This window comes from Marinitoga sp. 1154 (assembly GCF_013363285.1).
Classification (GTDB): domain Bacteria; phylum Thermotogota; class Thermotogae; order Petrotogales; family Petrotogaceae; genus Marinitoga.
The window spans coordinates 40579-56100 of the sequence record NZ_LBFB01000009.1; the positions used below are offsets into that span (position 1 = coordinate 40579).

The 15522-nt window shown below is 29.2% G+C and carries 12 protein-coding genes; 9 read left to right on the forward strand and 3 right to left on the reverse strand.

Annotation, left to right across the window (positions count from 1 at the left end; all coding sequences use genetic code 11):
- Position 1 precedes the first annotated feature (1 nt).
- From amrB to era, 7 genes are all read left to right on the forward strand, one after another.
- Positions 2-832 carry an AmmeMemoRadiSam system protein B gene (gene amrB / locus XO12_RS05765; RefSeq protein ID WP_175419845.1) on the forward strand — a complete coding sequence of 277 codons (831 nt, stop codon included), beginning with the start codon at positions 2-4 and terminating at the stop codon, positions 830-832.
- A 16-nt stretch (positions 833-848) separates the two neighbouring features.
- Positions 849-1190, forward strand: a complete 342-nt coding sequence (locus XO12_RS05770) for an Asp23/Gls24 family envelope stress response protein (RefSeq protein ID WP_047266788.1) — start codon at positions 849-851, stop codon at positions 1188-1190.
- A gap of 13 nt (positions 1191-1203) precedes the next feature.
- Complete coding sequence (locus XO12_RS05775) at positions 1204-2856, forward strand: DAK2 domain-containing protein (RefSeq protein ID WP_175419846.1); 1653 nt, start codon at positions 1204-1206, stop codon at positions 2854-2856.
- 12 nt (positions 2857-2868) lie between these two features.
- On the forward strand, positions 2869-3726 hold the full coding sequence (locus XO12_RS05780) for a glycine--tRNA ligase subunit alpha (RefSeq protein ID WP_175419847.1): 858 nt from the start codon (positions 2869-2871) through the stop codon (positions 3724-3726).
- Complete coding sequence (glyS, locus tag XO12_RS05785; RefSeq protein ID WP_175419848.1) at positions 3719-5752, forward strand: glycine--tRNA ligase subunit beta; 2034 nt, start codon at positions 3719-3721, stop codon at positions 5750-5752. Before XO12_RS05780 ends, glyS begins: the two co-directional genes overlap by 8 nt.
- A 581-nt stretch (positions 5753-6333) precedes the next feature.
- On the forward strand, positions 6334-7455 hold the full coding sequence (locus XO12_RS05790) for a TM0106 family RecB-like putative nuclease (protein WP_175419849.1): 1122 nt from the start codon (positions 6334-6336) through the stop codon (positions 7453-7455).
- On the forward strand, positions 7452-8354 hold the full coding sequence (gene era, locus XO12_RS05795; protein WP_047266783.1) for a GTPase Era: 903 nt from the start codon (positions 7452-7454) through the stop codon (positions 8352-8354). The genes XO12_RS05790 and era overlap by 4 nt, the downstream gene beginning before the upstream one ends.
- A gap of 291 nt (positions 8355-8645) precedes the next feature.
- Here the strand turns inward: era and XO12_RS05800 are convergent, their stop codons facing one another.
- From XO12_RS05800 to XO12_RS05810, 3 genes are all read right to left on the reverse strand, one after another.
- Positions 8646-9575, reverse strand: a complete 930-nt coding sequence (locus XO12_RS05800) for a tyrosine-type recombinase/integrase (protein ID WP_047266782.1) — start codon at positions 9573-9575, stop codon at positions 8646-8648.
- Positions 9566-11929, reverse strand: a complete 2364-nt coding sequence (locus tag XO12_RS05805) for a Lon protease family protein (protein WP_175419850.1) — start codon at positions 11927-11929, stop codon at positions 9566-9568. Before XO12_RS05805 ends, XO12_RS05800 begins: the two co-directional genes overlap by 10 nt.
- A gap of 363 nt (positions 11930-12292) precedes the next feature.
- Positions 12293-12727, reverse strand: coding sequence for a type II secretion system protein (locus XO12_RS05810; protein WP_175419851.1), 435 nt, complete (start codon positions 12725-12727; stop codon positions 12293-12295).
- Between the two features lie 198 nt (positions 12728-12925).
- On the opposite strand from XO12_RS05810, the gene galE reads away from it, so the two are divergent.
- Positions 12926-13939, forward strand: coding sequence for a UDP-glucose 4-epimerase GalE (gene galE, locus XO12_RS05815; protein ID WP_175419852.1), 1014 nt, complete (start codon positions 12926-12928; stop codon positions 13937-13939).
- 252 nt (positions 13940-14191) lie between these two features.
- On the forward strand, positions 14192-15358 hold the full coding sequence (locus tag XO12_RS05820; protein ID WP_175419853.1) for an ATP-binding protein: 1167 nt from the start codon (positions 14192-14194) through the stop codon (positions 15356-15358).
- The last annotated feature ends 164 nt before the right edge of the window (positions 15359-15522 follow it).

The window sequence follows — 15522 nt, forward strand, 5'->3', positions numbered from 1 at the left end:
TATGAAAAGATACCCTGTTGTGGCAGGGACGTTTTATCCGGAGAATAAAAAAGAATTACTCGAAATGATAAGTGAATATTTTCCAAACACTGATAAACCAGATAATAATAATCTGGATGATAATAAAGAAAAAAATTATATTAAACCAACGGGATTAATATCACCACATGCTGGATATATATTTTCTGGAAAAACAGCTTCATATGGATATTATGAAATCTTCAAAAAAGGTAAAATAAAATCTGTTATAATAATTGGACCTAATCATACAGGTATAGGTCCAAATATTTCTGTCTATCCAGAAGGGACATGGATTACACCTCTGGGAGAGCTAAAAATAGATAAAATGGCGAAGACAATAGTAGAAAAATTAGAAATATCAGGAGATTATTCCGCACATCAATATGAGCATTCAATAGAAGTACAACTGCCTTTTTTGCAATATTTGTATGGAAATACATTTAAAATAGTACCTATTATTCTTGGTGATCAAAGCTTATACACATCTAAAAAATTAGCGGAAATATTAAACGAATTAATGAAAGATGGTATATTAATAATAGCATCAAGTGATCTGAATCATTATGAAAATCATGAAATAACCATGAAAAAAGGAGAAATGCTAATAAATGCGATACAGAGAAAAAATCCAGAATTATTATACGAAAAAGTAAAACAATATAGTATTACTGCATGTGGATACGGATGCATAAATACATTATTATACATGAATTTTGAAAAAGTAAAAATACTAAATCATACAACAAGCGCTACTGCTTTTGGTGATTATGACAGAACCGTTGGATATTTATCTGCATTATTGGAAAAATAAAATTGGAGGTGTAATTATGATAGTTGAAACTGAACTTGGAAAGGTAACCATAAAACCAGAAGTATTTAATGAAATAGTGTATAGAGCAGCATTAGAATCATATGGTACAGTTGATATAGGTAAAGGTGGATTTCTAAATAAATTAACAGCAATGCTTCAAAAACCACAAGAAAAAGGTGTTGAAGTAATAGAAGAAAATAACAGAGTTATAATAAACCTATATATTTATATGGAATATGGATTGCCTTTAAAAAGAGTTGCATCAAATGCACAGGAAAATGTATATCATAGAATAAAGGAAGCCTTGGGGGATGTCGATGTAGTTGTAAATGTAAAAGTCGTGGGAATAAAATCATAAAGAGGTGAAGACAATGACAGAATTAAAGGCAAAAGACTTTTATGTGGCATTCAAAAAGGCGGCCGAAACATTATTGGTAAACAAAGATGAAATAAATGCATTAAATGTATTTCCTGTCCCTGATGGAGATACAGGTTCAAATATGTCTTCAGGAATGCTTGAAGCATGTGAATGGCTTGACAAAGTTAAAAATAAGGACAAATTAAAGGATATAATGAAAAATATGAGAGACGGATTATTAATGGGAGCAAGAGGAAATTCCGGAGTTATACTTTCTCAAATATTCAGAGGTTTTACTGAAACACTTGAAGATAAAGAAACAGTAACAACAAAAGATTTTATAGAAGCATTAAAAAACGCAAAAGAAGTTGCATACCATGCTGTAATAAAACCGGTAGAAGGGACAATGCTCACATTAATAAGAAAAGTTGCTGAAAGGGCCGAAAATGAATTATCTGAAATAAAAGATTTTGAAGAATTTCTGGAAAAATTATATGAAATATCCGAAGAAGTGGTTGAAGAAACACCAAAATATCTAAAAAAATTAAGAGATGCTAATGTTGTAGATGCAGGAGCAAAAGGTGTTAGCTATATAATAAAAGGATTCAGAGACGCAATAAAAGGCGATACAACAATAAATCTAAAAGAAATAGAAAGTGCATCAGTAGAGCAGATAAAAGAAATAGCATATGAAGAAATAAAATTTCAATATTGTACAGAATGTGTATTAAAATTGAATAATCCAGAAATATCAAAAGAAGAAATAGACAAAATAAGGGCATTCTTAGAAGAACTCGGTGATTCAATCGTATTAGTTCATCAGGGAGAATTCCTGAAAACACATGTTCACACCAATAGACCAGGTAAGGTATTCGAAGAATTCATAAATTATGGCGAATTATATAAAGTAAAAGTAGACAATATGAAAGTTCAACACGAACACGTTGTAGAAACAGCTAACGCAGTAACCTCATCAGAAGAAGAGCCAATTTACGAAACAAATAATGAAAATTGGGGCATAATAACAGTATCGCCTGGTGAAGGAATAACAAAAATATTTAAAAGTCTTGGTGTAGATAAGGTTATTTTTGGCGGACAAACAATGAATCCGAGCGTAAAGGATTTTATGGAGGCTATAGAAACATTGCCTCAAAAAAAGATATTAATATTGCCAAATAATCCTAATATTATATTAACAGCAGAAAAAGTTGCAGATATGGTAAAAGACAAAGAAATACTTGTAATAAAAACAAAATATATACAGGAAGGAATTTCAGCTTTATTAGCTTTTGATGATAATATGACCTATGAAGAATTAAAAGAGGCAATAGAATCAGAAATATCTTCAATAGTGCCAATACAGGTAACCTATGCTATAAGAGATTCGGAAATTGCTGAAGAGAAAATAAAAAAAGATGAATACCTTGTATTTGTCGGCAAAGAATTAAAAGCGCATAGTTTTGATTTAACAGAGGCTGTAATAAAAGTGTTAAAAGAAAAAATCAATGATGGATATGAAATAATGACCATATTCTATGGTCAAGATATAGAATTAAAAACAGTGGAATTAATTGCAAATGAATTAATGGAAGATTTTCCGGACCTTGAAGTGGAAATTCACAATGGGTCACAACCACATTATCCATTATTAATTTCACTCGAATAGGGAGGAATTGACTTGTATATACAGGATTTAATATTAAAATTGGATAAATTTTGGTCAGAATATGGTTGCGTAATAGACCAACCTTACGACATGGAAATGGGTGCAGGCACATATCACCCATCGACATTTTTTAAAACACTTGGTAAAGAACCATATAACATAGCCTTTGTTCAACCAAGCAGAAGACCTACAGATGGAAGATATGGTGAAAATCCTAACAGAATGCAGAGATTCCACCAATATCAGGTAATATTAAAACCATCTCCCAAAAACTCTCAGGAAATATATTTAGAATCATTAAAGGCGATAGGAATTGATCCTTTAGAACATGATATAAGATTTATAGAAGATAATTGGGAATCACCAACATTAGGTGCTTGGGGAATAGGATGGGAAGTATGGCTTGACGGAATGGAAATAACTCAATTTACGTATTTTCAACAAATGGGAGGAATTTCATTAAAACCTATATCACTTGAAATAACATATGGAATAGAAAGGCTTGCGATGTATTTACAGGGAAAAGAAAATGTATATGAAACCATGTGGAATAAAGATATACCATATGGCAAATTATTTAAAGAAAACGAAAGGCAATTTTCCATATTCAATTTTGAAAAAGCAAATATAAAGACATTATACAACTTGTTTGAAACATATAAAAATGAGTTCGAATCATTAATAAAAGAAAAATTATATTTACCGGCATACGATTATCTTGTAAAAGCAGCACATGCATTTAATCTACTTGATGCAAGAAATGCCATAAGTGTAAATGAACGTCAAAAATACATATTAATCATAAGAGACATGGCGAGAAAGACTGCCCGCACATATTTAGAAGAGATTGGGGGCGAAGGCAATGAATAAATCATTACTAGAAATAGGAGTTGAAGAATTACCATCAAGTGAATATGAAAATATAATAAAACAATTATATACATATACAGAAGAAGAATTAAAATCAAGGAACATATCCTATTCCAAATTACAGGTATTCATAGCGCCAAGAAGATTTGGAATATTATTAGAAGGACTACCTGAAAAAGAACCGGATAGAACAATAGAAAGAAAAGGTCCCGCAAAAAAAGTTGCTTTTGATGAAAATGGTAATCCAGCCAGACCATATCAAGGATTTTTAAACTCATTAAAAGGTGAAAATTATGAAATAGAAGAAAAAGAAATAAAAGGTAATATATATATATTTGCAAAAATAAAAAAAGAAGGTAAAAAAATATCTGAAACTCTATCGGAAATATATCCATCGATAATAAAAAAATTAAGATTTAAAAAACCAATGAGATGGGGTAATGGTGATTATGAATTCATAAGACCAGTACACTGGATAATGGCATTATTGAATTACGACATAATAGACTTTGAATTGTTTGGAATAAATACATCGAGAAAAACATTTGGGCACAGATTCCTTGGAAAAGGTGAAATATCTATAAATCATCCGGAAAATTATTTTAATGAATTAAGAGAAAACTTTGTAATAGCAGATTATACAGAAAGGAAAGAAAGAGTAGAAAAAGAAATAGAAACAATTTCAACAAATAACGAACTAAAAATCGAAAAAGATGAGGAATTAATAAATGAAATAACACAATTAACCGAATATCCAACAGCAGTATTGGGATCATTTAATGAAGAATATCTGGATTTGCCAGAAGAAGTAATAAAAATTACAGTAAAACATCATCAAAGAAGTTTCGTAGCAAAAAAAGAAAATAAAATAACAAATTATTACGTCGCATTTCAAGATGGATTAAGCGAAGAAAAAAACGTTACAAATGGATATTCAAGAGTTATAAATGCGAGACTTGATGATGCAAAATTCTATTATAAAGAAGATCTGAATACAGATGAAGAAACATATCTATCTAAATTAAATGAAATAACCTATCAGGCAGGTCTTGGAACATATTTAGACAAAGTGAAAGCGTTAAAAGAAATATCAAAAATAATAGCAGAAAAACTCAACTACAAAAACCAAACTTTATTAAAAGCAGCAGAACTCTCTAAAATAGATATTCCCACACATATAGTATATGAATTTCCTGAACTTCAAGGAACGATGGGAAGAATATATTTAAAACACAAAGGTTATAAAGAAGATATATACATGGTTCCAGAAGAACATTATAGACCAGTTGAAGAAAATGATGAATTGCCATCAGATTTGAACTCATTAATAGTATCATTATCAGACAAATTATATGATATAATTGGTTTCTTTGGAATCAAAAAAATACCAACTGGTTCAAAAGACCCATTTGCACTTAGAAGAAAAGCATATGGGGTTTTAAGGATAATAATAGAAAACAATTGGGATATAGACCTAAATGAAATAATGAAAGAAATTGCAAAAATTATAAATATTGAATATCTCGAAAAAGAAATCGCAGATTTCTTTAAAGGTAGATTTGAAACATATCTATCTAAAAAAGGAATATCAACCGATGTAATAAATACAGTAACAATAAACTGGAATAAACCACTACGCGCATTAATATCAGCTCAAGCTTTAAATAAAGTAGTATACTCTGAAAACTTTAAAACATTCATAAAAACATTTCAAAGGGTACAAAATATATCCAGAAAACACGACTCTTTAAAATATGAAGGAAGATTATTTAAAGAAGAAGCAGAAAAACAATTATTCAATGAATACCTCACAGTAAAAAGCAAGATGGAAGAAAAAATAGAACATTTGGATTATGAAAGTGCAATAGAAGAATTATTAAAATTAAAAAGTGCAATAGACAATTACTTTGATAATGTTTTTGTTATGGATAAAGACGAAAGTATAAGAATAAACAGATTGGGATTTTTAAAAAACATAGCCAATTTATTCCTTGAATTTGGTGATATTGAAAAGTTGTATAGTTAATGATTTTGAAGATAAATAGAGTGTCCAAAAAGTAAAGCCGCTCAAACCTTAATTGCTAATCTTCAAAAATAGCATATTTTCGCCGGTCGTATCAGACTCACATCCATGTTCGGCTTCACTCAATTTTGCATCCATGCAAAATTGCCCGGCTTCATATGCTATTTTTTCAGGCAATTTTCGAGTTTTCGCTTACTTTACTAATTGGACACACTAAAAATAAAAGTGATTATTGATTTTTAAATTATATTCAAATTAGACTTTTTAGACATTCCATTATGTTCACGTAAATTGATAATTTCAGAAAATAATACTCTCACGTTATTTTTTTGAGATTATTAGATTTTTTTAATTTTATATGTAGCGAAGGCTTGAAAATTCCCGAATGGAAGGATTACGTGAGCCGTCAAAATCACAAGGATGTGATTTTGAGCGCAGCCGAGCACGGATGCGAGTCTAAGCGACGGCGGCAAGTAATCCTGTAATGAGGAAAAGAATTTTCCGCCTGAGTGAATATAAAATAAAAAAATCTAATATAAAAAATATAAAAATTAAAAACGCAGATAGAAGCGGAGCTGGAATTTATGAAAATGGATTTATTAAATTACAGAAACATAAAAAAGTGCAAACATTTTGTTCCAATTTACAAAAGACCAACAAAATACTTCGAAATTAACTATGAAGGAATAACAATAGTAGCCAGCTATGATGAATACGACAATAGAAGAAAAACAGCAAAGATATCCAGAGAATCAAGAAAATTAAAATTAAACCATATATATCATATAATAGCTGTATATCTATACTTTCGAAAAAATGGAAAAGATGTCAGGGGAATAGAAGTAACCCTTGAAAATAAAGTCCATTATTTTTCTGAAAGATGGATAGAAAGAAAAATGCCATTATTAAAAAAAGAAATAGAATATTTTAAAACACCTCAGGAAAAAACACCAGGAAATCACTGTAAATTCTGTAAAATAAAGGTTCAATGTCACAGAGAATTACTAAAAAAAGGGGACATATCCATAGTTCCTGGCATATCAACAAGCTATCTGAAATTATTAAAAGATATAAATATCAACCCTATAAAAGCAGTAGAAGCAAATAAAATAGAACAGGTACCACCACAATTCAGAAAACCATTATATAATCTTAAATCATTACTTGAAAACAAACCAATAATAATAAACAAATTTGACATACCAAAAAAATACATAGTATATGATGTTGAAACATATAGAGACCTTGATTTCCTACACGGAATATTAATAAAAAACAAATACAAAGCATTTTTAAATGTGGAAAATATAGATGATAACCTTGAAAGATTTTTAAAATTCATAGATTCAACAAAAGATATAATAGTTCATTATGATGTTTATGACATAAAAAGACTTCAAATGATAACAAAAAACATATCACATCTATATAAATATCTCTACAAAATCGAAGACAGGTCATATGATTTATACGAAAAAATACAGAAAAATATAGCGATTCCAGTAACATCATATTCATTAAAAGACATAAGCAAATATTTTGGCTACAAATGGAGAACGGATTTAAACGGATATGCCATATTTATAGAGTACAAAAATTACTTAAAAGGACATAAAGAAAGTCTGGAAAAAATAATAAAATACAACGAAGATGATTGCAGGGCAACAGCAATGATAATGGAAAAATTAAGGGAGTTGATGAAATGAAAAGTGGATTTGTAGCAGTAGCAGGAAAACCAAATGTTGGGAAATCCACATTAATAAATGCGATAATGAAAAGAAAAGTGGTTATAGTGTCAGATAAACCACAAACCACAAGAAATAGGGTAAATTGCATATTGAATACACCAGATGCACAGATAGTATTGGTGGATACACCGGGGATACATAAACCATTACATAAATTTGGAGAATATATGGTAAAAATAGCAATAAACGCATTAAAAGGGCAGGATTTAATACTCTTTTTAATAGATCCAATAGATATGGTTAGAGAATCAGACCTGAACATAGCCAGAATAATAAAAGAATCCGGTATCCCCACAATACTGATAATAAACAAAGTAGATGCAGCAACACAAAATCAAATAGAAGAAGCAGAAAAAAGAATAAAAACAGTACTTGACGAAAAATCAAATGTCATAGCAGAATTCAAAATTTCTGCATTAACAGGTAAAAACATATCAGAATTACTTGAAAAAATAATAGAAGTATTACCAGAAGGGCCACAATATTTTCCTGAAGACATGACAACAGACAGGCCGTTAGCATTTATGATATCAGAATTAATAAGGGAAAAAATATTCCATTTAACCTCAGAAGAAATACCGCATTCTACAGCAGTAGTGGTGGAAGAAATAACAAATAAAGAAAACCTTATATATATCAGAGCAGAAATATATATTGAAAGACAATCGCAAAAAGGTATAATCATAGGACAAAAAGGAAGAATGATAAAAAAAATAGGAATGCTCGCAAGAAAGGATATAGAAATGCTACTTGATGACAGAGTTTATCTTGATTTATATGTAAAAGTAAAAGACAAATGGAGACAAAAAGATTCGATAATATTAAATACAATAGGACTGAAAAACGATCTGGAATAAAAACAAAATTTTTTGGATTCGTGTATAATTAAAATAAAAAATATAATAAATATATAATCTAAATATTTCAAAAAATAATATGAGAGAAAGCTTGAAATTTCCTGAAAAATTTTGAATGGAGTCGGTCAAAATCACATGGATGTGATTTTGAGTGAAACCGAGCACGGACGCGAGTTTGAACGACCGGCGGGAATGAAAAATTTTGAAGATTAGAAATTTCACCGCTTGATCGAATATTATTTTGAGAAATATTTAATAGTAAAAAAATAACTATACTATTTCTATTTCTATTTATTCATTAAAATCAATAAGCTCATCTGCTTCAAGTGCAACAGAAGTTGCTTCATGATAATAAATCTGTGTTGTAGAAATATTCTTATGTCCTGCAATCTGTTTCGCAGCTTCTATGCCATGGTTTAAAGCTATTTTTGTAATAACAGTATGTCTGAATGAATGTGCAGACAACTTTTTTCCGCCTCTAAAATCCTTCAAACCCAACTCATTAAAATATTTATCAATAATCATCTGAATAGCTCTTTCCGTTAAAGCATTTCCATATGAATTCTTTGAAAGTGAAATAAATAAAGGATCATTTGGTTTAACCTTTTTTATCTTATTCCTTTCTTTTAAATAATCATTTATCGCTTCATATACATCCTTATGAAGTGAAATTATAGAATCCTTTCCAACATGACCTTTGGATTTATAATGCAGTAAAACCTTATTATTTCTTTTTACAATATCTCTTATTTTTATCCTCGTTAAAGAATATGTTCTTATACCTGTATATGCGAGCAATTTTATTATTGCCATATTTCTTTTTCCAGACAAATTTGACGTATCAATAGTTTGAAAAATCTCTCTTATCTCATCGTCTGTTAATATATCCTTTTGATGTCCAAATGGTCTTTTGGCTCCTTTTACATTCCTTGCAATATTTGCATATAATCCTCTGTCTTCTAAAAAAGCAAAAAAACGCCTTATACCTGATAGGTATAAATTTACAGTATATGGACTTTTTTCCTTTAATAAAAAGGTTTTCCACATTTTAACTGTTTTTGGTGTTGGCTTTGATACATTGCGTTTTCTCAAATAATTTAAAAAATATTTTATAGACTTTGTATATTGTTTTTTTGTCTCATCAGTCACATCATCGAGTTCTTCAAGAAATTCAATGAGAATCTCATCAAATTTATTTATCTCTTTTCTTTCTATTTCCACAGCCAAAACCTCTTTTTAGTGGGATGTAATTTCTTTAAATACCTTATTCCTTCCAATACCCTATAATTTACTGTATCCTTTTCATAATTCCCAAATTCATCTGTTTTCCCAGCTTTTTTATCCATCATTATTTCTATCGCATCATCTACATTTTTTACAACATATATATGAAATTTATTATTTTTAATAGCTTCTTCAATCTCATGATTCAACACAATATTTTTAACATTTTGATATGGAATTACTACGCCATGTTTCGAGTTTAATCCCTTAATTTTACATACATTATAAAAACCTTCTATCTTTTCTATTATTCCACCAACAGGCTGTATATTCCCATTCTGATCAATAGAACCTGTTACAGCAAAATTTTGCTTTATTGGAACAGCTGATATTGCAGATATCAACGCCAAAACCTCTGCAAGAGATGCACTGTCTCCTTCGAGCATAGAGTATACCTGTTCAAAACTTATTGAGGCAGAAAATACCATGTTTTCATCAAGATGATATTTTGAATAAAAATAATTTTCTATAATATACGTTGATTTCCTGTGTATTTTTCCGCTCATATCAGAATCCCTTTGAATATCGAGCAATCCCGCCTGCTTTGCCGAGAAAACTTTAGCTGTTATCTTTACAGGCACTCCAAAGGATAACGTATCTACCTCCATAACCGTTAAACCATTTATCTGACCGATTTTCATACCATCTGTCTCCAAAATCAATTGCCCATCTTTTATTGAATCCATTATTTTATCCCTGTATAAAGAGAACATGTTTTCATGTTTTTTAATAGCCTCTTTTACAGCATTGCCATCAACATATGGTATAGTATCACTATATCTATCAGAAATATAATTTGATTCAAGTATAATGTTCTTTAATAATCCAAATTTTGCAGAAAGCTTATCATTTCTTCCATTAATTCGACATGAATACTTTATCAATTCTTCTATTGCCTTTTTCGTAAAATCCCTTAAATTATTTTCCTTTATTATATTTTTTACAAACTGTGCAAAATAATCAGCATTTTCCTTATTTAAATCTATTTCCGTATCAAAAGGTACCTTTATATTAAATAATTTTTTAAAATCGGGATCATAAGCATATAACATTTCATACATCCACTCTTCTCCTATTAAAATTACCTTTATATCAAGTGGAATAGGATCTGGCTCCAGAGTATGAACAACACTTAATCCCATTTTACCCTCTAAATTCTCTATCTTCACTTCCCTATTCATCAAAGCATTTTTTAACGCTTCCCATACATATGGATTTCTCATAACCTTTTCAGCATCAAGAATTAAATATCCACCATTAGCCTTATGTAGCATCCCTGGCTTTATCATCATAAAATCTGTTTTTAATACACCCATTTGCGAAATATACTCAATCTTCCCTATTAATGAAGAATAAGTTGGATCCGTTGCTTCTATTACAGGAGCTCCACTTATTGATGAATTGTCGATTATAATATTTACAGAATATTTCTTTCTATAATATTTTAATATATTTTCATCGGATAAAATTTCTGGGAAGTTTTCTGACAGGTCGTTTTTTATATCATTTAAATATTCAACCACATCAGAATTTCCATTATACTTTTTTATAAGATTCTCAAATATTCCAGATATTGTAAATAAAGCCCAATATTTTTCAAGATTTCTCAATTGTTCACGATAACTTTTATCAGTTTCTGTTATTTTTATCATAGCTTTTTCCATCAATTGCCTTAAAATAGGAGTTTTTTCTTCATACTTACTTTTTATATCTTCTGGTAATTTTTCATACTCCTCATCCGTTAGCTCTTTACCTTCATATACTGGTATAGTTACAGCACCGTCGGATGTAAATTGTAGCTTAAAACTCAAACTTTCCACTTGTTTTTTCAAATCTTCCCATATTTTTTTTCTTTCATTTAAATATTCCTGCTCTAATTGTGTCCTTTTTTGTGAAAAGTCCTCACCTTCAAGTCCTTTTTTTATAGCATTAAAAGCCATTTCTATGGTTTCTTCAAGCTCGTTTTTAAAAATTTTAGCCTCTCCAGATTTCAATGAAATGGCTTTTGGCCTCATCGAATTCTTAAAATTATAAACATAAATATAATCCTTTGGTGTTTTTTTATTTGTTGAATATTGTGCCAAAATATTTTTAGCAAAAGTCCTCCTGCCTGTATTTACTGGACCTGTTATAAAAATATTATGTGTTTTCTGTTCTATTTCAAGGCCCATTAAAATAGATTCGTATGCTCTTTTCTGACCGAAATATTGTGTTATTGGCTTTAAACTTTCTGTAGTTTCAAAATTCAATTGTGGCATATTAATCTTAAAATCCTCTAATTTTAATTTCAACATTTCACCTCCGTACTCGCCTGCGGTGGGTTATTGGATAAAAAACATTATAAAACCATTATGCTAACTCATTAAAATTATATCACACAATAATAATAAAATAGTGTGTCCAATTAGTAAAGCAAGCGAAAACTCGCAGATTGTCCGAAAAAATAGCGAATGTAGCCGGTCAATTTTGCACGGATGCAAAATTGAGTGAAGCCGAACACGGATGTGAGTCTGATACGACCGGCGAGAATGAGCTATTTTTGAGGATTAACAATCAAGGTTTGAGCGACTTTACTTTTTGGACATCGTATAATAATAAAAGGATATAGCAAATCACTATATCCTTTATTATTATTGGCATATGTTTTTATAATATTAAAAAATAACCTTTAAAACTGGATATTTTTTAGTCTCAGAAGGTGTATCATCAAGTGAAGAAAAATCTGTATTAGAACCACTCCATTTTAAAGTAGAATCCAAATTTTCAAGAGAATCAGCCTTATCGAATTCATCGGTATAAAACACATAAACAACATTGCTGTTAACACTAAAATCAATACTGTCAATGGTGTTCTCAAGGTAATTACCAGCAATTAAAGCACTGATATCAGCTGGCAAAGAATCCTCATTGTAATAATACTGAATAACAGAATTTTCCAGAACCTTCATATCGTTTATAATCTTTGTCATTTTCGCCTTCATTACAACATTATTTACCATAGGAACAGCAAATGCTCCCAGAATAGCAATAACCGCCAATACAATAAGCACTTCATACAAAGAAAACCCAGCTTTATTTTTCAAAGCCATCCCCAAACCCCCTTATATTAATTTTATAAAACAATAATATTATATCATGAAATGAGAAAAATGACAATGAAAAATCTAAATAATTAAATTTTTAAATATATTAAAGTAAATAATGTTATGTTATAATATATTTTATCTAAAAAGTATTATATTACAATAATTTAAGAATAGAAAAAGAAAAATAACGGAGGTGGAATTGTGGCGATATTAATAACAGGTGGTGCTGGATATATAGGATCTCATGCATGTATAGAATTTTTAAATGCAGGATATAAAATTGTAGTTTTAGATAATTTTTCAAATAGCAAACCAGAAGTATTAAATAGAATAAAAGAAATAACTAGAAAAGATTTCAAATTCTATGATATAGATTTATTAAACAAAAAAGATGTAGAAAAAATATTTGATGAAAATCAAATAGATGCAGTAATACATTTTGCTGGTTTAAAGGCTGTTGGTGAATCTGTAGCAATACCTTTGAAATATTATCACAACAACATAACAGGAACTTTAAACCTATTGGAAATAATGAAGGAAAAAAATGTAAAAAAAATAGTTTTCAGTTCATCAGCAACAGTATATGGGAATCCTGAAAAAGTTCCAATAACAGAAGATGCACCATTATCAGCAACAAACCCATATGGAAGAACAAAGTTATTCATAGAAGAAATATTAAAAGATTTATACATATCAGATAATGAATGGAGCATAGCATTATTAAGATACTTTAATCCAATAGGAGCACATGAATCAGGAAGAATTGGCGAAGATCCAAATGGTATACCAAACAATTTAATGCCATATATTACGCAGGTGGCAGTTGGGAAAAGAGAAAAATTATATGTATTTGGAAATGATTATAATACTCATGATGGAACAGGAGTGAGAGATTATATACATGTTGTGGATTTAGTAATTGGACATATAAAAGCATTGGAAAAAATAATGAATGAAGCAGGTGTAAAAGTATATAATCTTGGAACCGGCGTAGGATATAGCGTTTTAGATGTAGTAAAAGCATTTGAAAAAGCAAATAACATAAAAATACCATATGAAATAACAAATAGAAGACCAGGTGATGTGGATCAAATATATGCGGATCCAACAAAGGCTTTAAAAGAATTAGGATGGAAAGCAGAAAGAAATTTAGTCGATATGTGCAGAGATTCATGGAACTGGCAAAAGACTAATCCTAATGGTTATGACAGTTAGTTATACAAGTCTTTAAATTGACAAAACATGAGAGCCTAAAAACTCTCATGTTTTTGTTATATCTAACTATTTTTTATTCAAAAGATACGAAGAAGTAAAATAAGTTCTATAATAGAACGCTTTTTCAAAAAAATAGTTCTGTAAAAAAACGAAATAGAAAAATTAATATAAAAAGAATTATATTAGAACGATTTATGGTATAATACATATGATAATATAATAAGATAATTTGTTTCTGAAGGTGGTTAAAAAATGAAAATCGAGGATATTATTGAAAGATTGGAGTTAAAAACAGAGCGTCTTTTGACAGCTTTGCCAGAAAAAAAAAGACTGTATTTTCAAAATTTAGATAAATATGATAATAGAGGGATGCTATTTTATGGTCCACGAGGTGTTGGAAAAACAACGTATCTATTAACCAAAATAAGAAAAAATAATTTATTTTATATTTCAGGGGATGACCCTTTAATTGCTTCAATTCCCTTTTATGATTTGGCTGAAAATATTTTTTTAAATGGATATAGCGGAATAGTTATAGATGAAGTTCATTATATAAATAAATGGAGTATATATATAAAATCGCTATATGATTCCTATCCGAATAAAAAAATTTGGATAAGCGATAGCAGTAGTATTGTATTAAGAACAGGTATAAGTGATCTTTCAAGACGCTTTATTAAAGTAAGGATTCCATGGCTTTCTTTTAGAGAATATATTCATTTAGTAACTGGGTTAGAAATTGAACCAATAAAAACCCCGTTTAATTTCGATAAAAATGAGTTTTTGAATAAAATAAAAGATTTGGAAATTTTGAAATTATTCAAAGATTATGCAATATCAGGAACAAGACCATTTTTCCTTGAAGGGAATTTTTCTGAAAAAATGGAAAATATATTAGAAAAAACCATATATAGCGATATCCCGTTTTTTTTAAAGTCAACAAATGAAAATCATTTAAGATTGATGAAAGCAATAATTGGTTACTTGATATATTCAAAAATTCCAACAATTAATGTTGAAAAGATGTGCAAAGAATGGGGTATAAGTAAAAATAAATTATATGATTTATTAAATGTTATGTCAGAATCAGAATTAATAAATATTGTGTTAAAAGAGAGAGGTTTTAATGTAAATACAAAAGGAAAAAAAATATTTCTTTCAGATCCTGCGTATTATTATATTTTCAAAGGAGAAATTGGCAATTTTAGAGAAGCCTATACTGTTTTTGCATTAAAAGAAAAAGGGGAAATATTCGCATTAAAAAAAGAAGAAGACGGCGATTTTATTTGGAATGGGATAAAAATAGAAGTTGGCGGAAAAAATAAAAAAATAAAAAAGTCAGATTTTGTTATACGTGATGATATAGATTTGCCAATAAAAAATAAAGTTCCATTATGGATCTTAGGATTTTTATGGTAGTCAAAAGAAGGTTGTGGAGGTAAGTTATGAAAAAAAGCTAATAGAATATATATCTCCACAGCCATTTTTTTCTAAATTTAACAATTTCTTATTTTATTATAAAAACAAAATGTAAAAATTGTGCTATAATTAGATTTGAAAGAAAATACAGTTGGAGGCATGAA